This is a genomic window from Paraburkholderia haematera, from assembly GCF_905220975.1.
Classification (GTDB): domain Bacteria; phylum Pseudomonadota; class Gammaproteobacteria; order Burkholderiales; family Burkholderiaceae; genus Paraburkholderia; species Paraburkholderia haematera.
On sequence record NZ_CAJNBK010000001.1, the window covers coordinates 236852 to 262838 of the forward strand.

A 25987-nucleotide genomic window follows, 5' to 3' on the forward strand; every position below is an offset into this window, starting at 1 on the left:
AATCGGGAGTGCGAAAAAAAACGCGGCCGAAGCCGCGTTAAAGATTTGGAGACATCCCTCGATGAAGGAGTCACTTCTCGCAGTCGGAAGCATAACCGGAACCGCGCAAAAGATTCATTACAAAATGCGCAATTAACTGTTTGAAAATTTCGATGAAAGCGTCGGCAGAGCGTTGTTTCGAAAGTAGTCGACGGTGAATTCAACAAACGAGCGCGTCTTGGCGGGCACGTGCCGGCGCCCAGGATACACCAGCGACACTTCCTTGTCGGCGCCTTTGATTCGATAACCGGGCAACACCTGCACAAGCAGGCCGTTCATGAGGTCTGCCGAGACATGGTTCTCCGGCAAGATCGTAATGCCCATGTCGGCGAGCGCCGCCTGGCGCAGCATAACGGCGTTGTTGACCGCATACGTGGAATCGAGGTTCACGGTTTGCTCATGTCCGTTCTCGGCGACGAAATGCCAGACTGAGCTATGAACATCGGCGGACGGGGCAAGAAACGTGTGTGCGGTGAGTTCCGCGGGTGCTGCCGGTATCCCGTTGGCGTTGATATAACCCGGCGATGCTACGGCTACTGGCCGCACCCTGCACAGTGGCCGCTTGATCAGGGTACCGGTGCTTACCTGTCCCAGTGAGACGATGCCGACATCGAAACCCTCTTCGATGAGATCCACCGGCCGATGAAGCAACGTGACAGATAGCTTCACGTTTGGATGATGTGTTCGATACCGCTGCAACAGCGGTGTTAGTCCAAATAACGAAAACGACGCAACGGCCACGATTTTCAGCGTACCGGATGGATCAGTCGCACTTTTCGCTACATCCGACTCCATGACTTCGACCTGTTCGATAACCCTGCGACAACCTTCGGCATAGGCCTGCCCTGCTTCGGTCAGAGAAAGACTGCGCGTGGTCCGATTGACGAGCCTTGTGCTGAGATGCGATTCGAGCAACGCGACGTAGCGCGTAATGACAGCATTGGACAAACCCAGGCTAGCGGCGGCTCGCCCGAATGAACCGTTCTCGGCGACCTTCAGGAAGACGCGCATGGCCTGTAGCTGGTTCATCATGATTTTGTATTTGAGAGGGAAGAAGCGTGTTTCTGAATCGACCAACGTCGGTGTGTTGTGCGGCCGAACCTGGGAGGGGTGATGCTAGGAGTAACGATCGTGTAGGGGAATAGGAGTGATCCGAAACGTCTCAACGTTATCTCGTTAGTGGCTGTGGTGGGAAGGCAACGTTTTCATTAATTAAGTAAAGCGAAATATAGGATTGGGAAAGGGGATTCCCTTGCGAAACAAAGGGTGAGCAAGGCGCATCTGCTGTTTTTGAACAATTCAAAAACAGTTTTGCTGGTTGGGCGTGGCCGCCGTGAAAGTCGCAGACCTACACTTTGCACTGCAAATGAAACCGGCTTCACAGTGCGAGTGGTAGGTGCGATGCGGTGAATATCGACTTGCACTCGCGCTGTGCGTTCAATCGAGTCAATAGACTCAGTATCCAAGGTTCGACATGAAAAAAATTATGATTCTCGCGGCTGTGTCCGCGACTTTTGCGAGCGCAGCACAAGCGCAAAGCAGCGTGACGCTGTATGGTTTGATCGACGCTGGTCTTACCTACGTAAGCAATGAGGCTAACAAGAATTCGCAGGTTTCGCCGACCGGCGTGACCAACGGCCATTCGATGGTTGGTTTGACGGGCGGCAATTTGCAAGCCAGCCGCTGGGGCCTGCGTGGTGCGGAAGACTTGGGCGGTGGCCTGAAGGCGATCTTCACCCTTGAAAGCGGTTTTAATGTGGCCAACGGCAAGCAGTCTGTCACGAACACGCTGTTCAATCGCCAGGCGTTTGTCGGTCTGAGCGACAGCCAATACGGCACCTTCACGCTCGGTCGTCAATACGATTCCGTTGTCGATTATCTCGGCCCTGTGTCGGCAGCCGGTAGCTGGGGGGGCACGTACCTCGCACATCGTGGCGATAACGATAACCTCAATAACACGATCAGCATCAACAATTCGGTGAAGTACCAGAGCGCAAACTACGCTGGCTTCTCGTTCAGCGGTCTGTACGGCTTCTCGAATCAGGCAGGCGGTTTTGCCAACAACCGCGCATATAGCGTTGGCGCTGGGTACCAGAACGGCGGCCTGCAAGCGGGCGCTGCCTACTTGCAGATCCAGGGCGTGAATGCGAATGCCAATGGTGCTGTTCAGAACCTTCCGGCTTCAGCGACCGCTGCGCTCCCGGGCGTTCAGAACCAGCGCACGTGGGGCGTTGGCGCCAGCTACACGTTCGGACCGGCCGTCGTCGGCGGCGTGTTCACGCAGACCCGCTTGCAGGATCAAATCGCGGACGCATCGGTGCGTTACAACAACTACGAAATCAATGCGCATTACAACCTGACGCCGGCATTGGGCTTGGGTGCAGCGTACACGTATACGCAGGCGCTTCGCGCAGCGCCGGGCACGACGAGCACGAACACCGGCGCGGGCCACTGGAACCAGTTTGGCTTGCAGGCTGACTACGCCTTGTCGAAGCGCACGGACCTTTACCTTGAGGGCGTCCTTCAAACCGGTGCTCAGAATCAGGTCGGCGTGAACGTCACGCAGGTCAACGGCACGGATGCGCCGTCGGCTAGCAAGAACCAGTACGTCTTGACGTCGGGTATCCGCCACCGCTTCTAAAGCGCGTCACTGTGTGTCGGGAAAAGCACCGCTTGCGGTGCTTTTTTCGTTGGCGGACGCGCGCTGGTGAGCGCCGGCAGATCGTGAGGACCGCGGCGCAAACATGTTCGAAGGATTTCCACTAGTATGTGGTGGCTCCGCGCGCGACCGGCTTTCCGGTGCGGCGGGGCACCAAGTCCGGAGAAGACCATGATTGCACTTCGAAAGCTGAATCTGGCTGTGGTGTTGTGGGCGTTGGCGTCGGGTGTCGCCTTCGCTGATACGGTGGCGTTGAAAGCAGACCTCGAACCGTCGAGCGAAGTGCCGCCGCGCGTGAGTCACGGGCACGGCATGTTGAACGCCTCGTTCGATACGTCGACCAAGTCCCTGAAATGGACGATCACATACGAAGGGCTGAGCGGTCCGGCAACGGCCGCGCATTTCCACGGTCCCGCGCCGGTTGGGCAGAACGCCAAGGTCCAGGTGCCGATCGGGAAGGACGCGCTCGCGAGCCCAATCAAAGGATTGGCGGCGCTCACCGACCAGCAGGTGACCGACCTGATGGCGGGGCAGTGGTACTTCAACGTCCATACCGAGCAGAACCCGACTGGCGAAATTCGCGGTCAGGTTTTGCCGGCGAACTAAACAGGCGGCAAGCCGCGCCCGGCGGCGCGGCCGCTTTTTGGGATTAGAAGCTGTCATCCACCGGCGCAGCGGCGAACGCACGTACCATGACGGGACCCTATCGAAGGAGCGTGTCCCGATGAGTTGGCAAAGTGCACTCGCGTGCTGGTATCTGCGTAGACAGTTTCGACCGCAAACCCTCAAGCCGGGTATCAATGTCGAGAGAGCACGTGCGCTAACGGCCAAACGTGCCTGGTCGCCACGCGTGCCCGGGGGCTGGCGTCTGCGCGAACTGTACGGACCGGGCGATTGGCCGTTGCAAGGTGAGTGGATCGAACGCGCTGATGGCGCATCGAGCTTCGCGAACAGCCCGACCGTGCTGTATTGCCATGGCGGCGGCTACTATTTCTGCTCGCCGCGCACGCATCGCTCGATCGTATTCGGCCTGGCCATGCGTGCGAATGCACCGATCTTTTCCCTCGGCTACCGGCTCGCCCCGGAGCACCGTTTTCCGGCCGCACTCGACGATGCGACCGCGGCGTATCGTCAGCTTGTCGCGAATGGCACGGCGCCGGAGTCGATCGTGATCGCGGGGGATTCCGCGGGCGGCGGCCTGGCGCTCGCGACGCTGGTCGCCTTGCGGGATGCCGGCGATCCGTTGCCGGCAGGTTGCCTGCTGTTTTCGCCGTGGACCGATCTGGCCGCTACCGGCGCCACCATCCGCACCAACGACGGTCTCGATCCCATGTTCAGCGGCCCCGCCATCGGGCCGGCAGCCCGGGTTTATCTCGGCGAAACGCCGGCGACGCATCCCTACGCTTCGCCGGTCTATGCGGACATGCACGGCTTGCCGCCGCTCTTCATCATGGCCGGCAGCACGGAGGTCTTGCTGGACGACTCGCAACGCGTTGCCGACAAGGCGCGCGCGGCGGGTGTCGACTGCGAACTGGAAGTGTGGAAGAAGATGCCGCACGTCTGGCCGATATTCGCTCCGTTCATTCCCGAAGCGAATCTTGCGCTCGACCGCGCCGGAGTCTTTGTGCGGCGTGTGACGAGCGGCGCGGCAAGGGCCGCTCATCCATCCAGCGTGACGTCTATCGCCTGATAGGCGGTCTCTACCGTTTCCTGGTCGTATTGCCGCTCCAGTCGCCGCACGGTGAAGTGGCCGTGCGCGACCTGCTGGAAGTGGTCGATGAACACCGTATTGACCATGGCACCGAGCACCGCGCCGATCGCCGGAATCGACTTGGCGGCGATCTGCTCGCTCACCTGCACCGAAAAGCGTGCGGCAATCGTGTTGAGCAGGCGCAGCAAGGCCGCGGAGCCATGCGCGGTGAAGCCTTTCGTCGCAATTTCGGATGAAGCCTTCGATACGGCCTGCGCCAGCGCGCCGCGCATGATGAAGTAGCCGAAGTCGGCGTCGTCGTCGGCTTTCGAGGTGCCGCCCATGCCGAGCACCGTCAGGCATTGCAACTGCGTGTCGATCGACGTCAGATCCTCGCCCTCGCTGCGCGCGATGTCGCAGATCGAGCGGAACATGAGCGTGGTCGTGACCGGCAATTCGACGGGCAGCGCGAACAGACCGAATGCGCCGCCGGCCGCGCCGGTGGTGGCCACGGCGAACTTGTGCAGGAGGTTGCTCGGCTTGTCGGGCACGATCAGGGGCGAGGCGCCGCTCTGCCGCCCAAGCGTGCGCAGCGCGATCGAGAGGCACTTGCGCAATGCGAGTTCCGTCGCGTCCGTGACCTTTTCGTTAGCAAAAGCCGGCATGCGCGAGAGCAGCTTTTCGAGCGGCGAGCCGACGATGCTGGCCAGTTTCATCGCCAGCGCGGGACTCTCCAGTTCGTGTTTCGCGCGTCGCAGCGCGCTCAGGTCTTCTTCCGATAACGATTGTGCTGCGAGCGAACTCGGCTCCATGTGCCTCCCTGGCGTCATGTGTTGTCCATTCTTCAGTCGATTGCCGGCGCGATGAACCGCCCCAGTGGGTTCCAGCTTAGAGCATGACCTCGTGGTATGATTCCCGATCGTTTGACGAGTCAACTGTTGCTCTATCAAAAATGGCTGTCCATACCGCTGCCCATCACTCGAGTGGGCAAGTTTTACCTTTCCGTGAATCGCTACTGGCGATGCTCGGCGTTTCCTTCGTCGCGATGCTGGTCGCCCTCGACCAGACGGTGGTCGGCACCGCCTTGCCCACTATCGTTGCGGAGCTGAAGGGTTTCGAGCTTTACGCGTGGGTCGCCACGTCGTATCTGCTGACCTCGGTGATTACCGTGCCGATCTTTGGCCGGCTCGGCGATTACTACGGACGCAAGCCGTTCGTGATCGCATCGATCATTGTGTTCACAGGGGCTTCGGTGCTCTGCGGCGCCGCCAACAACATGCTGTTCCTCGTGCTCGCGCGCGGCTTGCAGGGCATCGGTGGCGGCATGCTGGTCGGCACCGCCTTCGCGTGTATTCCCGATCTCTTCCCCGATTCGGTCGTGCGACTGCGCTGGCAGGTGCTGATGAGTTCGGCGTTCGGTATTGCGAACGCGGTGGGGCCGTCGCTCGGCGGCTTTCTCACCCAGTACTACGGCTGGCGCTCGGTGTTCTATGTGAATCTGCCGGTCGGCTTGCTGTCGCTGTTTTTCGTCTGGCGCTTCCTGCCTCATCTGCGGCATGTCGAGCATAAAGGTAAGATGCGGCTCGATTGGCCGGGTGCGCTGCTGATCGCGGTGGCGCTCGGCTCGCTGCAGTTGTTTGTCGAGTTGTTGCCGAAGCACGGCGTCACGCTGAGCGCCTTCGCGTTACTCGCCTTGAGCGTCGCCTCGGCGTACGGCTTATGGCAGTGGGAAAAGCGTTGTCCGACGGCGATTTTGCCCGTCGACATGTTTCGCAATCGCAGTCTGGCGGCGCTCTTCACGCTCGCCGTGCTGGGCGGCTTCACGATGTTCTCGCTGCTGTTCTACGCCCCGTTGCTGTTTCAGGGTGGCTTCGGGATGTCGCCGAACGAAGCGGGGCTCGTCATCACGCCGCTCGTCGTGTTCATCACGATCGGCAGCATCGCCAACGGACGTATCGTCTCGCGTGTGCGCAATCCGAATTTGATGTTGTACATCGGCTTCGCGCTGTTGGCGCTGGCGTGCCTCGGTGCGGTCGTCGCGACGCGCTCCATGCCGCAATGGCTGTTGATGTCGTTCATGGTGGTCGGCGGCCTCGGTCTCGGCTTCGTGATGCCGAATCTGACGATCTTCGCGCAGCAGACAGCAGGCCGCGAACACCTCGGTATCGCGACCGCGCTGTTGCAGTCTCTGCGGATGATCGGCGGGATGATCGGCACAGCGCTGACCGGTACGTTGATTAGTCATATGTACGCGAGCGGCGTGCGCAGCGCGCTGGAAAACGATCGCGCCTCGCAATGGTTCGCCGATCTCGGCGACCCGCAAATCCTGATCAATCGCGACGCGCAAACCACCTTGCTCGGGCAGCTGACGCAGGCGGGCCACAACGGCGCGATGCTGCTCGAAAGCGCGCGCGAGGCGCTTGTCGCGGCGATTCATCTGGGTCTCGCGCTGGCGGCGATCATCGCCGTGGTGTCCGTGTGGCAAAGCCGCCGTGTGCCGCCGATCAAGCTCCAGCGCAAGCTCGAGCCGGTGATTCACGCGGATTGATTTTTTAGCCTTACCGTTTTACTGACAAACTATGGAAGAACAGGACCGCGTCGCCGTCATGCAGCAATTCGGCCGCACTTATCGGGCGTTCATGTCGGCGTTCGAGTCCCAGGTCGGCCACCCGTTGCCGCGCTGGCGCATTCTGCTCGCGCTGTATGAGCAGGCCGGCGAGTCGTCGCAGAAGCGGCTGGTCGAGCGCTTGCGCGTCGATCCGGGCGCGCTCACGCGGCAGTTGAAAACGCTCGAGGGTTTAGGCTGGATTGCTCGCAGCATGGATACGCGCGATAACCGCGTGACCAATGTGCGGTTGACCGAAGCGGGGCAGTCGGCTATCGAAGCCAGCTTGCCTGCCCGTAACGCTTTTTTGCACGACACGATAGCGGCGTTGCCCGACGATGCGCTGAGCGCGCTGTCGGGGGCCTTGAAGATGCTGGAAGTGCGGATCGGTGAAGTGGCCGCGACGGCTAACTCGGCAGGCGCGGATTCTGCCGCTTCTGCGCAAGCTCCGGAAACGGCCGCGGCACGTTAGACCCTGCAGACGGACGAGCGGCCGATTCAGCGCCGCAGCCGCGGTGAACGACACGACCTGAAACGAAGTCACGAACGTCGTGAACGTCATGAACATCCCGAACGGCGCGCCACTTCACCGTGAAGCGCGCCGCTTGCATCAAGATCAGAAGAACGTTTCGATCACCTCAGTCACGCGATACGACGGATCGAGCACCAACACCTGACGCCACTTGTCGAACGTCAGGCATGGGTGCGAGATGTCGAACGCGATCATGTCGCCCACCTTCAGATCGGCGCCCGCGGGAATCCGCAGGTACGCGTGCTGATCCATCAGGCCGAAAATCTCCCAGCCTTCGCTCGCCGCGATATCGCGCGGCGCTTCGGTGCCCGGACGATAGTGGCGCGCCGGTTCCGGCATGCCCGCGTCGAAAGCGGAATCGCGTTTGCCCAGACCGATGATCGCGCGATCCGGTTCCGGGATCGATTGCACGTACGCCCACAGTTGCAGCGCCGGCAAGAGGCCTTCGCCCATTTTCTTCGCGACCGGATTGCGCGCGAAGATGTCTGTTTGCGCCTTGCGGTAGATGCCGACGTCATGCGACAAATAGCAGCCGGGCCGCAGCACGACCTCGACCTTGCCGGTTTCCGAGGCCTTCACGAATTCTTCCGCGACCACGTCGTACCAGGCCGAGCCAGCGCCTGACAGAACGGCCGGCGTGCGGGCAAAACGTCCTTCCTCGACCAATGCGCGCGTCACCGCGACGGCGCTCTGCAAAAACTCCCGCACTTCGTGTTCTTCTTTCAGCACGCCTTCATACAATTCGACGCCCGCCAGCTTCAACACGTCCGGATAGCGTGCGATTGCTTCGAGCACCGCGTTGCGTTGCGCTTCGTCGCGCACGCCGGTGCGGCCGCCCGGCACGCCGAGTTCGAGCAATACTTGCAGCGGCTTGCGTACCGACGTGAAAAACTGCCCCAGTTGCTCGACGCCTTCGACCGAATCCACGAGGCAGAAGAACTCGAAATCAGGGTCGCTCAGCAACTCGGCGACCATCATCATATTGCGACGGCCAACCAGTTGATTGGCCATCAGGATTCGCGAAACGCCGCCGTGATAGGCGGCGCGCACCTGATGCGCGGTGGCGAGCGTGATGCCCCATGCGCCGGTTTCGAGCTGACGGCGAAACAGCTGCGGCGCCATGGTGGTTTTGCCGTGCGGCGCGAGCTTGACGCCGTATTCCGCGACGAATGCCTGCATCCACTTCAGGTTGTGTTCCACACGATCCGCATACAGCACGGCGGCGGGCAGGCTCACGTCCTCGTTCAGCAGGTTCCACTCGAGGCGCGCGGCATCCGTGAGTTGGATACTGGTGCCCGGAACCATGCCCAAGCCCTTGCTATAAGGATCAATCGTAGCGCCCTGATAGTTTGTAACTTTCATGTCTCCCTGCTCCATCGTCCAGTTAAATTGAATCAAAGTTGACTTTACTATGTTACCGAAAGTACGATGCCTGAAGAAATGTTATTTAGTACCATAGCTTGCCGGAGGCTGTTTGTAAGCCTTTCCGCGGCACCCCACGGCCTGAAATGAACTCAACCGCAGAACCGCTGGCCTTCGATATCGTCGCGCGCATCGCCGAATGCGCGCCGGAATTGCGGTCGGCCGAACGGAAGGTCGCCGCGCTGATTCTCGACGATCTGACCGGCGCATCGCGCGCCAGCATTGGTGCGCTCGCCCAGCAGGCCGAGGTGAGCGTTGCGACCGTGACGCGCTTTGCGAAGGCGGTGGGTTGCCGCGACGTGCGGGAGTTGAAGTTGCGGCTCGCGCAGGCCGCAGCGGTCGGTCAGCGCTTCCTGCAAACGGGCGGACCCGCCGACGCACCTGAGCCGATCGCCACCCGCGTATTCGACGAACTGCAAACCGCGCTTGCGCATAACCATCAACTTCTTCGCCAGGCACCTTTAGCCGATGCCGCAGCCGCGTTGCGCGCCGCGCGAATGATCTATGTCTTCGGCATGGGCGGCGGGTCGACCGCATTGGCCGACGAGATGCGTTTCAGGCTCGTGCGTCTCGGCCGGCCCGTCGCGACGTATCAGGACGGCTTGTTGCAGCGCATGGTGGCGAGCACCGTATCGCGCGAGTGTGTCGTGATCGCGTTGTCTACCACTGGGCGTGTGCCTGAGATGGTCGAGAACTGCAAGATCGCGCGCAGCTACGGGGCGAGTGTGATTGCCCTGACCGCGCCGGCTTCGCCTTTGGCCAGGCTGGCTGATTGGGTGATTCCGATTGTCGCGTTTGAGACCGATTTCATTTACAAGCCGTCGTCGTCGCGTTACGCGATGATGATGGCGCTCGATGTGCTCGTCACCGAACTTGCCGTCAGTCAGGGTGACGAGAGCCGAGAATTGCTGCGCCGCATGAAGCACGCGCTCGACGCGCACCGTGGCGGCGGCGATCGACAACCGTTAGGAGACTGATCCATGCATTCGCATCCCGAAGCCGCCGATACGCTGATCGTCGGCGCGCAACTGTACGACGGCACGGGCGCGCCGCCGGTCGAACGCGACGTCGCGATCCGTGACGGTCGTATCGTCGCGATCGGCAACCTGTCGAACTGGCTCGCCGAAGAGGTGATCGAGGCCAACGGCCGTGCGCTGGCGCCAGGCTTCATCGACGTTCACACGCATGACGACACGCATGTGATCCAGTCGCCGCAAATGCTGCCGAAGATCACCCAGGGCGTGACGACGGTGATCGTCGGCAATTGCGGGATCAGCGCGTCGCCGGTTTCGTTGAAGGGCGATCCGCCTGATCCGATGAACCTGCTCGGCGAGCGCGACGCGTTCCAGTACCCGACTTTCGCTGCGTACGTCGAAGCGGTGAACGCGGCGCGTCCCGCGGTGAATGTCGGCGCGCTGATTGGGCACACGGCGTTGCGCAGCAATCAGATGGACCGGCTCGATCGGGCGGCGACGGCAGAGGAAATCGACGGAATGCGCGCGCAACTCGAAGAGGCGTTGGCGAACGGGGCGTTGGGTTTGAGTTCGGGACTCGCGTACGGCTCCGCCTTCTCCGCGCCGACCGAGGAGGTGATGGCGCTGGCCGAGCCGCTCGCCGCCGCGGGCGCGCTTTACACGACGCACATGCGCACCGAGTTCGACGCGATTCTCGACGCGATGGACGAAGCGTATCGGGTGGGCCGTCACGCGCATGTGCCGGTGGTGATTTCGCATCTGAAGTGTGCGGGGCCTTCGAACTGGGGGCGTAGCGAGGAGGTGCTGAAGTCGCTGGAAGGCGCGCGGCGCATGCAGCCGATCGGCTGCGATTGCTATCCGTACAACCGCAGTTCGTCGACGCTCGATCTGAAGCAGGTGACGGGCGACATCGACATCACGATTACGTGGTCGGAGCCGCATCCCGAGATGGCGGGCAAGCTGGTGAAGGAGATTGCGGCGGAGTGGGGCGTTACGCAGCAGGAGGCGGGCAAGCGCTTGCAGCCGGCGGGCGCGGTGTATCACAACATGTCCGAGGACGACGTACGGCGGATTCTGTCGCATCCCGCCACGATGGTTGGCTCGGACGGTTTGCCGAACGATCCGCTGCCGCATCCGCGGTTGTGGGGCGCGTTTCCGCGCGTGCTCGGCCACTACGCGCGCGATGCGAAGTTGCTGCCGCTTGAAGAGGCGGTGCGCAAGATGACCAGTTTGTCGGCGCACCGGTTTGGTTTGGCGCAGCGCGGCGAGGTGCATATCGGTTATCACGCGGATCTGGTGTTGTTCGACCCGGCCAGGGTTCGCGACGCGGCGACGTTTGAGAATCCGCAACAGGCGGCTGACGGCATCGATGCGGTGTGGGTGAATGGCGTGTTGACTTACCGCGATGGCGCGGTGACCGGCGAACGGGCAGGGCATTTTGTGGCGCGTGGCGCGGCGTCGAAGGGTGATGCGCACGGCGCGTTTTGATTTTGTTTTTCTGATCAATGCGGCATGCGGATTTGTTGGCGCGTGCCTGACTTTTTAAGGAGTTGGATGATGAAGCGATATGGCGTTGAAGGCGGCAAGGGTACCGGTGGTCAGCATATGCCCTTTGCTCGGGCGGTCGAAGCGGATGGCTGGTTGTTCGTTTCCGGGCAGACGCCGATGGAAAATGGCGAGGTGATCAACGGCGGCATTGTTGAGCAATCGCATAAGGCGATTCAGAATGTTTTTGCGATTCTGAAAGAAGCGGGGTATGGGGCGGAGGATGTCGTTCGCTGCGGCGTGTGGCTCGATGATCCGCGGGATTTTGCTTCGTTCAATAAGGTGTTTCGGGAGTATTTTGGCGAGAATCCGCCGGCCCGGGCTTGTGTGGTTTCTTCTATGGTGATTGATTGCAGGGTGGAAGTTGACTGCGTCGCTTATAAGAAGCCTTCGGCTTGATTGAGGTTTTTTGTTTGCCGTAGGCGGTGGGTGGTTTTTTTGCCTGCGCGGCGCTTTTGTCTGGTTGCCTATGGCGTTGGCCTTTCCTTGATTTCTTATTGGTCTATTAGCGTTGCCCCTGTGCGGGGCGGCACTCACTTCTCTTTGCCGCCGCAAAGAGAAGTAAGCAAGAGAAAGCGGCTCACACCGCTAATTCTTAAGCGGGTCCCCCGCACAGTTGCGGTAGTGGTGCATCTGGAATCTGTGTTTTCGCACATTCGGCGGTAGTGACAAGGGAGTCATCAGCTCCCACTTCGCACTGCGTGCGTCGCGGATGGGTCTGCATGGGAAACCAGAGGCTTCGTTCGCGCGCGGTGGGAGCCGTCGGCTTCGCCTCGGCGATGTGCCAAAAAAATATATATTTGGTTCGGGGTGCCATTCGGTGCTCGGAGCGGCTGAAAGGTCGTGCAGGCGCACGCAGGCATCAGTTCGTACATCGAATTAAGTGTGGATGACCGCACCTAACTCGACAGACAGTGTGCGGCGGGGCGAGTTCCAGCCAGTACAAATGAAGCGCTGACGCATTGCGGAGCGTTGAGGATGCACCGGCGAGCCGCGGCGTTGAGCGAAGCGCGAAAACGAGCGAATGGGTTCTATGAAGTAGGTTTCGGCGCGCGCAGCGCCGCCGGAAGTATGACGGCCTTGTCACTTACGCTGAATGTGCGAGAACACCGATTCCAGATGCACCACTACCGTGGCTGCGCGGGGGACCCGCTTAAGAATTAGCGGTTTGAGCCGCTTTCTCTTGCTTACTTCTCTTTGCGGCGGCAAAGAGAAGTAAGTGCCGCCCCGCACAGGGGCAACGCTAATAGACCGATAAGAAAACAAGGAAAGGCCAACGCCATAGGAAAACAGACAAACGAGCGCCGCACAAGCAACCAGATCAAGGAAAGCCCAACACCGCAGGCGCACAGACAAAACGCGCCGCGCAGGCAAACCAAACCAAACAAAACCCACCCGACCGCCTGCGGCGAAAACAAAAAACTACTGCCGCGCCAACCGGAAATTATCCGGCATTGGCAAATTATAGTTAGTGCGAAACGGATTAATATCCAGCCCACCGCGCCGCGTATACCGCGCATAAACCGCAAGCTTCACCGGCCGGCAGGCCTTAAGAACATCGATAAAAATCCTCTCGACACACTGCTCATGAAACCCGGTGTGATTCCGATAGGAGATGATGTACCTCAGCAAACCCGCATGATCGATCTGCGGCCCGACGTAATGAATCTGCACGCTGCCCCAGTCAGGCTGCCCGGTCACCGGACAATTCGACTTCAACAAATTAGAGAACAAAGTCTCCTCAACCGGCGCTTCATCAAGCGCAGCCTTAAGCAACGAAGCATCCGGCTGATAAACATCCGCATCCAGATCGAGCCGATCCAGCGACAAGCCTTCAAACTCCTCCATCCGCAGCTTGCCGAACTCATACGGCGCGGCCAGATGAACAGAAACCGTCGCGCCGCAAGAAGCGGAAACATCCCGCTTGATCGTATCCCGCACAACCTCCATCGACTCGAACGCCGTCTGCGCAAACGACCCCAGATAAAGCTTGAACGACTTCGACTCGACAATATTCGGCGAATCAGCCGGCACAAAGAAAGTCGCCACTGCAATCTGCGGCTTGCCGCGCGCATTCAGCCAGGAAAGCTCATAAGCATTCCAGATGTCCGTGCCGAAAAACGGCAACTGCGCGCCAATCCCAATCGCCTCGCGCGCATTCTTCCGGGCAATCGGAAAGAGCAACGAAGCGTCATATTGTTCGGTGTAAGCGGAAGGCTTACCCAGCGGTGACTGTTCAGGTGTCATGATGCGTTCACGATGCCACTCAGCACGTGCCCCGTCGCCGTCACGACGCGGGCCGATTCGCAATGGCCAATTTGGTCGTCGAAGAAAAAGTCCGGCTCGAACTCGCGCAAAAACGCGCTCTTGTCGAGGCCGCCGAGGAACATCGCTTCGTCGATTTCGATGTTCCATGCCATCAAAGTACGGATCGCGCGCTCATGCGCCGGGGCTGAGCGCGCCGTCACCAATGCCGTACGAATATGCATCGGTGCGGCTTCGTCCGCGAGTTTCTGCAGCCGGTGCAGCGCTTCGAGCAACGGCTTCAAAGGCCCATCCGCGAGCGGCAGATCCTTGTTGTGAATCTCATGGCCGACGAACGCCCGCAAGCCATCCTTCTGGAATACGCGCTCGGCTTCGTCGGAAAACAGCACGGCGTCGCCGTCGAAGGCAATCCGGATTTCGTCCGGATACTTACTCGCCATTTTCGCCGATTCGGGCAAGACGCGCGCGGCCGGGAATCCGGCAGCCAATGCATCGCGCACATCGTCCTGATTCGCGGACAAGAACAGCGAGGCGTTCAACGGCTTCAGATAGCCGAATGGCGCGCGCCCACGTGTGAAAACGCCACGCTCGATCGCCAACCCGTATTCCCTGCACGAATGAAATGCGCGCAATCCGCTAATCGGATCGCTGCGCGACAGGATCACGACTTCGACCCGGTGGCCGCCTGCATTCAACGCCAGCAGCTTGCGGATCAGCGGAAACGCAACGCCCGGTTTTGCGGGCACGGCCAGCCGCTCGCGCTGCAACGCTTCATACGCCTGAAGGTTGCCTTCCTCGTACACGCAGTTCTCTTCCTCGAAGTCGAACAGCGCGCGCGACGAGATTGCCACCACCAGTTTGTCGGCAAGCGAAATAGCCATCGACGCGTTTCAGTCCTGAAAGATCAAGCGAGGAACAAGCGATAAACCGGGTTCTGCGTCTCTTCCCAGTACGGATACCCCAGCGTCGCGAGAAAGCGCCCGAACTCGCTGTTCTCGCTCTCCGGCACCTGAATGCCGACCAGAATCGAACTGTAGTCCGCACCCTGGTTTCGATAGTGGAACAGGCTGATATTCCAGTTCGGTGCCATCGACGACAAGAACTTCATCAGCGCGCCCGGCCGTTCCGGAAACTCGAAACGGAACAGACGCTCGTCATGCGCCAGAGGCGAGCGCCCGCCAACCATGTAACGGATGTGCTGCTTGGACAGTTCATCGAAGGTCAGGTCGACGGTGGCGAAGCCGTGTGCCTCAAATGCCCCCGCGATCTGCGCCGATTCGCTGCGATTGCGGATCTGCACGCCGACAAAGATATGGGCGGATTGCGCATCCGCAATGCGGTAATTGAATTCGGTGACGCTGCGCGTGCCCACCAGTTCGCAGAAGCGGCGGAAACTGCCGCGCTCTTCAGGAATCGTCACGGCGAACACCGCTTCGCGTGCTTCACCGACTTCGGCGCGCTCCGCCACGAATCGCATGCGGTCGAAATTCATGTTCGCGCCGGACGTGATCGCAATCAGCGTCTGGTTCTCGAGGCCTTCGCGCTCGGCATACTGCTTGGCGCCCGCCACGGCCAGCGCGCCGGCCGGCTCCAGCACGCTGCGGGTGTCCTGGAACACGTCCTTGATCGCGGCGCATAGCGCATCGGTATTCACCAGCAGCACGTCGTCGAGATATTCGCTGCACAGGCGGAAGGTTTCCTCCCCCACCAGCTTGACGGCAGTACCGTCCGAGAACAGGCCGACCTCGTTTAACGTGACGCGTTCACCGGCTTTCAGCGACGCGGCCATCGCGCACGAGTCATCGGTCTGCACGCCGATCACCTTGATCTCCGGGCGCACCGCTTTCACGTACGCCGCGACACCTGCCGCCAGCCCACCGCCGCCGATCGGCACGAAGATCGCGTGGATCGGACCCTGGTGCTGGCTGAGAATCTCCATCGCGACCGTGCCCTGGCCGGCGATCACGTACGGATCGTCGAACGGGTGAACGAACGTCAGGCCGCGCTCTTCCTGCAGTTTCACCGCGTGCCCGTACGCGTCGCTATAGGACTCGCCGAACTGCACGACTTCGACCGTCGCCCCGCCATGCGCGCGCACGGCATCGACTTTCACCTGCGGGGTCGTCACCGGCACCACGATGATCGCCTTCACACCCATGCGTGCCGCCGACAGCGCCACGCCCTGCGCATGATTGCCCGCCGACGCGGTAATCACCCCACGCTCCAGCGCCTCCGCCGGAATATGCGCCATCTTGTTGTACGCGCCGCGCACCTTGAACGAGAACACCGGCTGGTTGTCCTCGCGCTTCAGATAAACCGGATTGCGCAAGCGTGCCGACAGATTCGGCGCGCGTTCGAGTTCGGTCTCGCGGGCCACGTCGTAGACGCGCGCGGTCAGGGTTTTCTTGAGATAGTCGTGGGAAGCCATGCGGGTGGCGCGGTGCGCTTTGTGAGACGGGAAAGGGTCAATGATAGCGCCAACGGTGTTCGCTCTGGCCTTCGGCGAACCGTTGGTGAACCTTAGGCGTGGGCCCGAGCGTCACCGGCAAAGACCCGCCCGACCGTTCGGTCGGAAAATTATTCGCGTACGTGTGTGGGCGCCGTTCAGCGCAAAAACGCCCAAAGTCCCGCCAGAGCTCCGATTTCAGGCGTCAACGCGTGGCCGGATCATGGGGTAGAATTCCATTTTGGAATAAGGATCGGAAGATGCACTGGCAGCCTCGGATCGCCCATTTGATGCCCGTCCCGCGTGAGTCTCGCCCCGCGGCGGAGCGTCACGTCCGTCAGGCACGATCGTGTAGCTGTCTCTGAGCGCCGTGAAGCGACTGATGTGGGTAGGCCGTCGGTTGCGCTTCGCTCCCCAAGAAGATTTCCAGCATTGCGCCCCACGCGCACCGTCCGCCGACGCCTCACTGAGATGAGCGCGCCCGGTTGACCCACCGAGTCGTCCGAACATGAACGCACCTCAAGTATTCGATCCGCACGGGGCCGCCACTGCGGTGGCCGCCGATCCCGAAGCGCGTTTGCGCGAAATTCCCTATAACTACACGTCGTTTTCCGACCGCGAAATCGTCATCCGCCTGCTCGGCGACGAAGCCTGGGCGGCTTTGGCCGAACTGCGCGCGGAACGCCGCACCGGCCGCTCGGCGCGGATGCTGTACGAAGTGCTCGGCGACATCTGGGTCGTGCGCCGCAATCCTTACCTGCAAGACGACCTGCTCGACAATCCGAAGCGCCGCGCGATGCTGATCGAGGCGCTGCACCATCGTCTGAGCGAGATCGAGAAGCGCCGCCGCGCCGATCTGGTCGAGCACGGCGATGAAGCGGGCATCGATCGGGCCGCTCGCGTTGAAACGCTGGTGGCGGCCGCGCGCCGCGCCGTCGACGATTTTGAGAGCGAATTCCAGAAGACCTACGATCTGCGCCGCCGCGCGACCAAGGTGCTGGGTAAGGTCACGGAAAAGGACAACATCAAGTTCGACGGCTTGTCCCGTGTCTCGCACGTGACCGACGCAACCGACTGGCGCGTCGAGTACCCGTTCGTCGTGTTGACGCCGGATACCGAAGCCGAGATCGCAGGCATGATCAAGGCGTGTTTCGAGCTCGGTCTGACGGTGATCCCGCGCGGAGGCGGCACGGGCTACACGGGCGGCGCGGTGCCGCTCACGCCGTTCTCGGCCGTCATCAACACGGAAAAGCTCGAACAGCTGGGTGCGGTCGAGTTGACCGAACTGCCGGGCGTCGATCGCAAGGTGGCGACGATTTTCTCCGGCGCGGGCGTTGTGACGCGCCGCGTGACCGAAGCCGCCGAACAGGCCGGCTATGTGTTCGCGGTTGACCCGACCTCGCTGGATGCATCCTGCGTCGGCGGCAACGTCGCGATGAACGCGGGCGGCAAGAAGGCGGTGCTGTGGGGCACGGCGCTCGACAACCTCGCCTGGTGGCGCATGGTCGACCCGGAAGGGAATTGGCTCGAAGTCACGCGCCTGGACCACAACCTCGGCAAGATTCACGACATCGAAGTGGCGCGTTTCGAGCTGAAGTGGTTCGACGGCAGCTACGCGCCGGGCGAGAAGCTGCTGCGCACGGAAGCGCTCAACATCAAGGGCCGCGTGTTCCGTAAGGAAGGTCTCGGCAAGGACGTGACCGACAAATTCCTGGCCGGTCTGCCGGGTGTGCAGAAAGAAGGCTGCGACGGCCTGATCACGTCGGCGCGCTGGATCCTGCACAAGATGCCCGCGCATACGCGCACGGTCTGCCTCGAATTCTTCGGCCAGGCGCGCGAAGCGATTCCGAGCATCGTCGAGATCAAAGACTATCTGTTTGAGACGTCGAAGCAGGGCGGGGCGATTCTCGCCGGCCTCGAGCATCTGGACGAACGCTATCTGCGCGCAGTCGGCTATGCGACCAAGAGCAAGCGCAACGCGTTTCCGAAGATGGTGCTGATCGGCGACATCGTCGGCGACGATGCGGACGCGGTGGCGCAAGCCACCTCGGAAGTCGTGCGCATGGCCAACGGCAAAAGCGGTGAAGGTTTCGTCGCCGTCAACGCCGAGGCGCGCAAGCGTTTCTGGCTCGACCGTAGCCGTACCGCGGCGATTGCGAAGCACACCAACGCGTTCAAGATCAACGAAGATGTGGTGATTCCGCTCGACCGCATGGGCGAGTACACCGACGGTATCGAGCGCATCAATATCGAACTGTCGATCAAGAACAAGCTGCAGCTGGTCGACGCGCTGGAAGCGTTCTTCAAGGGCGGCAAGCTGCCGCTCGGCAAGAGCGACGACGCCAACGAAATCCCGAGCGCGGAGCTGCTCGAAGATCGTGTCCAACAGGCGCTCGATCTGCTGAAGAAGGTGCGCGCGCGCTGGGAATTCCTGCGCGACAAGCTCGATCTGTCCTTGCGCGAGGCGCAGCATTATCTGGTCGGCCTCGGCTACGAAGGGCTGGCGGAGAAGTTCGCCGACCGCGTCGACGCGCAGCCGGATGCGACCGTGTTCCATATCACGCAAGACCGTACGGTGCGCGTGTCGTGGAAGGCGGAAATCCGGGCTGAGTTGCGTCAGATCTTCAACGGCGGCGAATTCAAGCCGATCCTCGAAGAAGCTCAGGCGATTCACAAGAAGGTGTTGCGTGGCCGCGTGTTCGTCGCGCTGCACATGCACGCGGGCGACGGCAATGTCCACACGAACCTGCCGGTCAATTCCGACAACTACGAGATGCTGCAGGACGCCCACACGGCGGTCGCGCGCATCATGAAGCTGGCGCGTTCGCTCGACGGCGTGATTTCGGGCGAACACGGCATCGGTATCACCAAGCTCGAATTCCTGACCGAAGAAGAAATCGGCGAATTCCGCGCGTACAAGCAACGCGTCGATCCGCATGGCCGCTTCAATGCGGGCAAGCTGCTCGAAGGCGCCGATCTGCGTAACGCCTACACGCCAAGCTTCGGCTTGATGGGCTACGAATCGCTGATCATGCAGCAGTCCGACATCGGCGCGATTTCCGAGTCGATCAAGGACTGTTTGCGTTGCGGCAAGTGCAAGCCGGTGTGCGCGACCCACGTGCCGCGCGCGAACCTGCTGTACAGCCCGCGCAACAAGATTCTCGCCACCTCCTTGCTGGTCGAGGCGTTCCTGTACGAAGAGCAGACCCGCCGCGGCGTGTCGATCAAGCACTGGGACGAGTTCAACGACGTCGCCGATCACTGCACTGTCTGTCACAAATGCGTGACGCCGTGTCCGGTGAAGATCGACTTCGGCGATGTGACGATGAACATGCGCAACCTGCTGCGCAAGATGGGCAAGAAGAAGTTCAATCCGGGCAACGCGGCCGGCATGTTCTTCCTGAACGCCACCAACCCGCAGACCATCAACCTCGCGCGCACCGCGATGATGGGCATCGGCTACAAGGCGCAGCGCCTCGGCAACGACGTGCTGAAGAAGTTCGCGAAGAAGCAGACGGCGCACCCGCCGGCAACCGTCGGCAAGCCGCCGGTCACGCAGCAGGTGATCCACTTCATGAACAAGAAGATGCCGGGCAATCTGCCGAAGAAAACGGCCCGCGCGTTGCTCGATATCGAAGACAACAAGATTGTCCCGATCATCCGCAATCCGAAGACAACCACCGCCGATACGGAAGCGGTGTTCTACTTCCCGGGCTGCGGCTCCGAGCGGTTGTTCTCGCAAGTGGGCCTGGCGACGCAAGCCATGCTGTGGGAAGCGGGCGTACAAACCGTGCTGCCGCCGGGCTACCTGTGCTGCGGCTACCCGCAACGCGGCTCGGGCCAGTTCGACAAGGCCGAGCAGATCGTCACGGATAACCGCGTGCTGTTCCATCGCGTCGCGAATACGCTGAACTATCTCGACATCAAGACGGTGGTGGTGTCGTGTGGTACGTGTTACGACCAGCTCGCCGGTTACGAATTCGAGAAGATCTTCCCGGGCTGCCGGATCATCGACATCCACGAGTTTCTGCTCGAAAAAGGCATCAAGCTCGAAGGCGTGAACGGCGTGCGCTACATGTACCACGACCCGTGCCACTCGCCGATCAAGACGATGGACCCGGTCAAGCTCGTCAATCAGTTGATGGGGGCGGAGAACGACGGCTACAAGATCGAGAAGAACGATCGCTGCTGTGGCGAATCCGGCACACTCGCGGTGACGCGCCCGGACATTTCGACGCAAGTCCGCTTCCGCAAGGAAGAGGAAATGCGCAAGGGCGCGGCGAAGCTGCGTGGTATTCCGTTAGTGGGCGAAGCCGGCGCGAACGCGATCAATACGGCCAATACGTCGGCCGGCACGGCGGGTGCTGCAAGCGGTTCCGTACCCAAGGCGGGCGACGGGGCGCAACCGAACGGCGCGACCGAGGTGAAAATCCTGACGAGCTGCCCATCCTGCCTGCAAGGCCTGTCGCGCTACAACGAAGACGTGGGCACCGAAGCGGACTACATCGTCGTCGAGATGGCACGCCACGTGCTGGGTGAAGACTGGATGGCGGACTACGTCCAGCGGGCGAACAATGGCGGAATCGAGCGCGTGCTGGTTTAATGGCACAACTGACGATTCTTGCCTGAGGACGACGATGGACTGTGTTTTTTGCCGGGAAGATGGCGGCGATGTGCTGTGGCAGGACGACACCCTGCGTGTCGTCCTCGCCGACGAACACGATTACCCGGGTTTTTGCCGGGTGATCTGGAGCAGGCACGTCGCTGAGTTTTCCGATCTTGATGAAACCGACCGGGATCGCGTGATGCGGGCCGTGTACGCGGTCGAACGTGCGATCCGGCGCATTCTTCAGCCGGTGAAGGTCAATCTGGCGAGCCTCGGCAACCAGGTGCCGCACGTGCATTGGCATGTGATTCCGCGTTTTTCGAACGACGCTCACTTCCCGTTGCCGATCTGGGCGCCGCGCCAACGCACGGTGTCCGAAGCCATGCTGTCGTCGCGCCGCGCGCAAGCCACTTTGCTGCGCGAGGCGGTGCGGCAGGAAATCGAACAGGCTCTTGGCTGAGCGCCCAGAATCTGTCGCTTCGCGCCAAACCCGGCGAGGAGGGCGAAAACTTGGGGCGGCCCGGCGTTTTCTTTATGAGGTCAATATGAGCGGACTGACTCCCGATACCCCGGTGCCGACCGACGTGGTCGTGCATTCCAAATCGCGCGTGCTCGAATTGCAATACGCAAACGGCGAAACGTATCGCCTGCCGTTCGAACTGCTGCGCGTGTATTCGCCGTCAGCGGAAGTGATGGGCCACGGGCCCGGCCAGGAGACGCTGCAAACCGGTAAGCGCGACGTCACGATCACCATGATCGAAGGCGTCGGCAACTATGCACTGCAGCCGACTTTCTCCGATGGGCACGCCACCGGCATCTATTCGTGGGACCTGCTGTATGACATGGCCGTCCGCCAGGATGAACTCTGGCGCGACTATCTCGCCAAACTGACAGCAGCCGGCGTTGACCGCGATGCGCCGATGACGCCAGCCGGTGCTGCGCACGGGCACTGTCACTGATACGATTCGCCCTGATCGCCGCGTTGATGCGGCGCAACATTCCAGAATACGCGAAAGGACGAGCGCGATGAGCAAAACCCACTTCGGCTTTCAATCGGTCGACGAACAGGAAAAAGCGCAGAAGGTGGCGGGCGTGTTCCACTCGGTCGCCTCCAACTACGACTTGATGAACGACCTGATGTCGGGCGGGTTGCACCGGGCGTGGAAGATGTTCACGATCGCCCAGGCCAACGTCCGGCCGGGCTACAAGGTGCTCGATATTGCGGGGGGCACGGGCGATCTGTCGAAGGCGTTCGCCAAACAGGCGGGCGAGACCGGGGAAGTCTGGCACACCGACATCAACGAATCGATGCTGCGCGTGGGCCGCGACCGTCTGCTGGACAAGGGCGTGATCACGCCGGCGCTGCTTTGCGACGCCGAAAAGATCCCCTTTCCGGATAATTATTTCGACGTGGTGACCGTGGCCTTCGGCTTGCGCAACATGACGCACAAGGATGTCGCGCTGGCCGAGATGCGTCGTGTGTTGAAGCCGGCGGGCCGTCTGTTGGTGCTGGAGTTCTCGAAGGTGTGGGATCCGCTTAAAAAGGTCTACGACGTCTATTCGTTCAAGGTGTTGCCGTGGCTCGGCGACCGTTTTGCGAAAGACGCCGAGAGCTACCGCTACCTGGCGGAATCGATCCGGATGCACCCGGATCAGGAAACTTTAAAAACAATGATGGAACAAGCAGGCCTGGACGGCGTCAAATATTACAATTTGTCAGCTGGCGTGGTAGCTTTACATGTGGGGACCAAATACTAGGGTTCCTAACCCATCGATTTTTAAAGGAAAGTACGAAAATGTCCGATTCAGGCGTGTTATCTCCCCGTAAGGTTAAGCGGTCGTTGGTGAGAAGAATCGGACTGATCGCGATGGTCGGTCTGATCATGGCCGGCTCTCTCGCCTCGCTCGATGCGGAGGCCCGCCGCCTGGGCGGCAGCCGCAGTATTGGCCGTCAGTCGAACACGGTTCAGCAGCAGTCGGCCCCGTCGCAACCTTCCCAAAGCAATCAGGCCATGCAGCAGCGCGCGCAGCCGGCACCGGCGGCTACGCCGACTCCGGCAGCGGCGCCTAACCGCTCGCGCTGGCTCGGGCCGATCGCCGGTCTCGCGGCTGGTCTTGGTATTGCTGCGCTGTTGTCGCACTTCGGTCTGGGCGGTGCGTTCGCAGGCGCCATGGCCAACATCATCGTGATCGCGATCCTCGCGATGATCGGCATCTGGCTGATCCGCCGTTTCATGGGCCGCAAGCGCGATACGGCGCAACCGTCGTATGCGGGCAGCGCACCGTCGCTGAATGCAGGCGGTACCGGTTACTCGCAGGAGCCGCGCTACAGTGCTCCGCCCACCGGCTCGTACGTCGAACCGCAAGGCAACCAGACCACGCCGTCCCTCAATGCTGCGCCTTCTGTCCCGGCCGGCTTTGATTCGGAAGCGTTCCTGCGCAATGCCAAGGTGTACTTCGTGCGCCTGCAAGCCGCTTGGGACGTTGGCAACGTGGAAGACATCCGCGAATTCACTACCCCGGAAATGTTCGCCGAAGTGAGGGTCGATCTGTCGTCGCGCGGTGCCGAGTCCAACCAGACGGACGTGGTGCAGCTGAACGCGGAGTTGCTGGGCGTTGAAGAACGTGCAACCGAATACTTTGCCAGCGTGCGCTTCTCCGGCTTGATCCGCGAATCGGCGGGTGCGGCGGCGGAGCCGTTCGTCGAGGTCTGGAACCTGACGAAGGCGAACCGCCCCGGCGAAGGCTGGCTGCTGGCCGGCATTCAGCAGGTGGCGCAGCACTGAGACAGTGGCGGGACGGAGCCGGGACAGCATTGCGCGTCCTGACTTCGCTTAAAGCATTGGCCGTTCGGCAGAGCAAGCCGCAAAGCGAACGGACGTTACAATAGGAACCCGCGCGGGCACCTTGCCCGCGCGGGTTTTTTCTTGCCACTCTCAATGACCCTCGCCGCCAAGCCCTTCGCTGCTGCCGTCAATCACCTGCTCGCCCGCGAATCGTGGGCTCGAGAGCGCCTCGCCCCGTACGCGGGCAAGACTGCCAGACTGTCCTGTCCTCCGGTCGTGCTGATGCTGCTGGTGCAGCCGGACGGCTACCTGGGTGCGGTCGACGAAACCGACGCGCAACAATTCGACGTGACCATCTCGGTGCCGTCCGATGCACTGCCGGCTTTCGTGCAGGGCGGCCAGGCCGCCGTGATGAAGCACGTGAAGATCGAAGGCGACGCCGAGTTTGCGACTGTGATCGCCAAACTCGCCGAGCATCTGCGCTGGGAGCCGGAAGAGGATCTGGCGAAACTGATCGGCGACGGTCCGGCGTGGCGGGTCGCGTCGGTCGTGCGTACGGTCGGCGAACACGCGCGGCGTACCGGGCGCAATCTGCTCGACACAGCCGCTGAATATCTTCTCGACGAGAATCCGCAACTGGTGCGGCGTGCCGCGCTGGAGGACTTCAACGTCGAGCTGGCCCGCGCCCGCGATGCTTTGGCGCGCGTGGAAAAGCGTATCGAGCGTCTTGAACAGAAGGTCGAAGCCCACGGCGCCGATGCGCCGGGCGGCGCCGCCACGTCGCGCGGCACGCGCTAGTCACTGGGCACAACTATGCGTTTTTTGCGTTTCCTCAAGATTTTCTTCACGGTCATTCGATTCGGTCTCGATGAGATGATGCTCAGTCGCGTCAACGACCGGCGTGTGCGTCTGTTGCTGCGTATCACCACCATCGGCCGCAAGTTCGACGCGCCGCCGGGCGTGCGCTTGCGGCTCGCGCTCGAAAGCCTCGGACCGATCTTCGTCAAGTTCGGCCAGGTGCTGTCCACGCGGCGCGATCTGCTGCCGGTCGATATCGCCAATGAACTGGCCAAGCTGCAGGATCAGGTCCCGCCGTTCGATTCGGCGGTGGCGATCGGGCTGGTCGAGAAGTCGCTCGGGGCGCCGGTCGACGTGCTGTTCGACGATTTCGAGCGGGTGCCGGTAGCGAGCGCATCGATCGCGCAGGTTCACTTTGCGACGGTGAAAGCAGGGCAGCACGCGGGCAAGGCGGTCGCCGTGAAGGTCCTGCGGCCGAACATGCTGCCGGTGATCGACTCCGACCTCGCCTTGTTGCGCGACATCGCCGTGTGGGCCGAGCGCCTCTGGGCTGACGGCAAGCGTCTCAAGCCGCGGGAGGTGGTCGCCGAATTCGACAAGTATCTGCACGACGAACTCGATCTGATGCGCGAAGCGGCCAACGGCAGCCAGTTGCGCCGCAACTTCGCCGGGCTCGATCTGCTGCTGGTTCCGGAGATGTACTGGGAGTTCTGCACGCCCACCGTGCTGGTGATGGAGCGTATGGTCGGGGTGCCGATCAGCCAGGTGGAGACGCTGCGCGCGGCCGGCGTCGATATTCCGAAGCTGGCGCGCGAAGGCGTCGAGATTTTCTTCACCCAGGTGTTCCGCGATGGTTTTTTCCATGCCGACATGCACCCGGGCAACATCCAGGTAAGCCTCGATCCGGCGCACTTTGGCCGCTATATCGCGCTCGACTTCGGCATCATCGGTGCGCTATCGGACTTCGATAAAAACTACCTCGCGCAGAATTTCCTCGCTTTCTTCAAACGTGACTACCACCGCGTCGCCACGCTGCATCTGGAGTCCGGCTGGGTGCCGCCTACGACGCGGGTCGAGGAACTGGAAAGCGCGATCCGCGCCGTTTGCGAGCCCTATTTCGACCGCGCGTTGAAGGATATCTCGCTCGGCCAGGTGCTGATGCGCCTGTTCTCGACCTCGCGCCGCTTCAATGTGGAAATCCAGCCGCAACTGGTGCTGCTGCAAAAAACCATGCTGAACGTGGAGGGGCTCGGCCGCTCGCTCGACCCTGAACTGGATTTGTGGAAGACGGCCAAGCCCTATCTCGAGCGCTGGATGAACGAGCAGATCGGTCTGCGCGGCTGGTACGAGCGGCTGAAGATCGAGGCGCCGCAATGGAGCAAGACGCTGCCGCAGTTGCCGCGCCTGATCCATCACGTGCTGGCTGAGCGTCACGACAACACTCGCGGCGCAAACGACGACATGATTCGCCAGATTCTGCTCGAGCAGAAGCGCACCAACCGGCTGCTGCAAGGCCTGTTGCTGTTCGGCGTGGCGGTAGGCGTCGGCGCTGTGCTGGCGCGGGCGTTTCTGGCATTCGCTTACGGCGGGTGATCCCAGCCCCGATTCTGACCCCTACAA

21 protein-coding genes are annotated in these 25987 nt (G+C 61.5%); 15 read left to right on the top strand and 6 right to left on the bottom strand.

Annotation, left to right across the window (positions count from 1 at the left end; genetic code table 11):
* Positions 1 to 132 precede the first annotated feature (132 nt).
* A complete protein-coding gene (locus KHO23_RS01165; RefSeq protein ID WP_328821935.1) occupies positions 133 to 1116 on the bottom strand; it encodes a LysR family transcriptional regulator in 984 nt (327 codons plus the stop codon).
* 397 nt (positions 1117 to 1513) lie between these two features.
* Between KHO23_RS01165 and KHO23_RS01170 the strand changes: the two genes are divergently transcribed.
* From KHO23_RS01170 to KHO23_RS01180, 3 genes are all read left to right on the top strand, one after another.
* Positions 1514 to 2680, top strand: a complete 1167-nt coding sequence (locus KHO23_RS01170) for a porin (RefSeq protein WP_211608757.1) — start codon at positions 1514 to 1516, stop codon at positions 2678 to 2680.
* Between the two features lie 189 nt (positions 2681 to 2869).
* Positions 2870 to 3304: a CHRD domain-containing protein gene (locus KHO23_RS01175; RefSeq protein ID WP_211608758.1), complete on the top strand. Its 435-nt coding sequence runs from the start codon at positions 2870 to 2872 to the stop codon at positions 3302 to 3304.
* Between the two features lie 118 nt (positions 3305 to 3422).
* Positions 3423 to 4388 carry an alpha/beta hydrolase gene (locus KHO23_RS01180; RefSeq protein ID WP_211608759.1) on the top strand — a complete coding sequence of 322 codons (966 nt, stop codon included), beginning with the start codon at positions 3423 to 3425 and terminating at the stop codon, positions 4386 to 4388.
* On the opposite strand, the gene KHO23_RS01185 is transcribed toward KHO23_RS01180, so the two are convergent.
* Positions 4358 to 5200 (bottom strand): EcsC family protein, encoded by an 843-nt coding sequence (locus KHO23_RS01185; RefSeq protein WP_211608760.1) that lies wholly within the window; start codon positions 5198 to 5200, stop codon positions 4358 to 4360. The two genes, KHO23_RS01180 and KHO23_RS01185, sit on opposite strands and share 31 nt — an antisense overlap.
* A 140-nt stretch (positions 5201 to 5340) precedes the next feature.
* On the opposite strand from KHO23_RS01185, the gene KHO23_RS01190 reads away from it, so the two are divergent.
* Positions 5341 to 6936 carry an MDR family MFS transporter gene (locus KHO23_RS01190; RefSeq protein ID WP_211608761.1) on the top strand — a complete coding sequence of 532 codons (1596 nt, stop codon included), beginning with the start codon at positions 5341 to 5343 and terminating at the stop codon, positions 6934 to 6936.
* 31 nt (positions 6937 to 6967) lie between these two features.
* A complete protein-coding gene (locus tag KHO23_RS01195; protein ID WP_211608762.1) occupies positions 6968 to 7465 on the top strand; it encodes a MarR family winged helix-turn-helix transcriptional regulator in 498 nt (165 codons plus the stop codon).
* A 144-nt stretch (positions 7466 to 7609) separates the two neighbouring features.
* Here KHO23_RS01195 and KHO23_RS01200 read toward each other — a convergent pair whose 3' ends face one another.
* Positions 7610 to 8887 carry an amino acid deaminase gene (locus tag KHO23_RS01200; protein ID WP_211608763.1) on the bottom strand — a complete coding sequence of 426 codons (1278 nt, stop codon included), beginning with the start codon at positions 8885 to 8887 and terminating at the stop codon, positions 7610 to 7612.
* Between the two features lie 146 nt (positions 8888 to 9033).
* On the opposite strand from KHO23_RS01200, the gene KHO23_RS01205 reads away from it, so the two are divergent.
* From KHO23_RS01205 to KHO23_RS01215, 3 genes are all read left to right on the top strand, one after another.
* Positions 9034 to 9924, top strand: a complete 891-nt coding sequence (locus tag KHO23_RS01205) for a MurR/RpiR family transcriptional regulator (protein WP_211608764.1) — start codon at positions 9034 to 9036, stop codon at positions 9922 to 9924.
* Positions 9925 to 9927: 3 nt separating this feature from the next.
* Entirely contained in the window at positions 9928 to 11409 is a 1482-nt protein-coding gene (locus KHO23_RS01210) for an N-acyl-D-amino-acid deacylase family protein (RefSeq protein ID WP_211608765.1), read from the top strand.
* Positions 11410 to 11478: 69 nt separating this feature from the next.
* Positions 11479 to 11865, top strand: a complete 387-nt coding sequence (locus KHO23_RS01215) for a RidA family protein (RefSeq protein ID WP_211609811.1) — start codon at positions 11479 to 11481, stop codon at positions 11863 to 11865.
* Positions 11866 to 12888: 1023 nt separating this feature from the next.
* On the opposite strand, the gene queF is transcribed toward KHO23_RS01215, so the two are convergent.
* Genes queF through ilvA form a run of 3 tightly spaced genes read right to left on the bottom strand, consistent with a single transcriptional unit; the run spans position 12889 to position 16201 of the window.
* Positions 12889 to 13713 (bottom strand): NADPH-dependent 7-cyano-7-deazaguanine reductase QueF, encoded by an 825-nt coding sequence (gene queF / locus KHO23_RS01220; protein WP_211608766.1) that lies wholly within the window; start codon positions 13711 to 13713, stop codon positions 12889 to 12891.
* Entirely contained in the window at positions 13710 to 14612 is a 903-nt protein-coding gene (locus KHO23_RS01225) for a 5'-nucleotidase (protein ID WP_211608767.1), read from the bottom strand. Before KHO23_RS01225 ends, queF begins: the two co-directional genes overlap by 4 nt.
* Before the next feature lie 23 nt (positions 14613 to 14635).
* Positions 14636 to 16201, bottom strand: coding sequence for a threonine ammonia-lyase, biosynthetic (gene ilvA, locus KHO23_RS01230; RefSeq protein WP_268963870.1), 1566 nt, complete (start codon positions 16199 to 16201; stop codon positions 14636 to 14638).
* Between the two features lie 484 nt (positions 16202 to 16685).
* On the opposite strand from ilvA, the gene KHO23_RS01235 reads away from it, so the two are divergent.
* From KHO23_RS01235 to ubiB, 7 genes are all read left to right on the top strand, one after another.
* Positions 16686 to 20780 carry a DUF3683 domain-containing protein gene (locus tag KHO23_RS01235; protein ID WP_211608768.1) on the top strand — a complete coding sequence of 1365 codons (4095 nt, stop codon included), beginning with the start codon at positions 16686 to 16688 and terminating at the stop codon, positions 20778 to 20780.
* A 34-nt stretch (positions 20781 to 20814) separates the two neighbouring features.
* The gene (locus KHO23_RS01240) at positions 20815 to 21243 is read left to right on the top strand and encodes an HIT family protein (RefSeq protein ID WP_211608769.1); all 429 of its coding nucleotides are present in this window, start codon (positions 20815 to 20817) and stop codon (positions 21241 to 21243) included.
* Between the two features lie 85 nt (positions 21244 to 21328).
* The gene (locus KHO23_RS01245) at positions 21329 to 21742 is read left to right on the top strand and encodes a gamma-butyrobetaine hydroxylase-like domain-containing protein (RefSeq protein WP_211608774.1); all 414 of its coding nucleotides are present in this window, start codon (positions 21329 to 21331) and stop codon (positions 21740 to 21742) included.
* 67 nt (positions 21743 to 21809) lie between these two features.
* Positions 21810 to 22541, top strand: a complete 732-nt coding sequence (ubiE, locus tag KHO23_RS01250; protein ID WP_211608783.1) for a bifunctional demethylmenaquinone methyltransferase/2-methoxy-6-polyprenyl-1,4-benzoquinol methylase UbiE — start codon at positions 21810 to 21812, stop codon at positions 22539 to 22541.
* 38 nt (positions 22542 to 22579) lie between these two features.
* A complete protein-coding gene (locus KHO23_RS01255; protein WP_211608797.1) occupies positions 22580 to 23569 on the top strand; it encodes a Tim44 domain-containing protein in 990 nt (329 codons plus the stop codon).
* Between the two features lie 153 nt (positions 23570 to 23722).
* The gene (locus tag KHO23_RS01260; protein WP_211608804.1) at positions 23723 to 24367 is read left to right on the top strand and encodes a ubiquinone biosynthesis accessory factor UbiJ; all 645 of its coding nucleotides are present in this window, start codon (positions 23723 to 23725) and stop codon (positions 24365 to 24367) included.
* A 15-nt stretch (positions 24368 to 24382) separates the two neighbouring features.
* Complete coding sequence (gene ubiB, locus KHO23_RS01265) at positions 24383 to 25960, top strand: ubiquinone biosynthesis regulatory protein kinase UbiB (protein ID WP_211608811.1); 1578 nt, start codon at positions 24383 to 24385, stop codon at positions 25958 to 25960.
* The last annotated feature ends 27 nt before the right edge of the window (positions 25961 to 25987 follow it).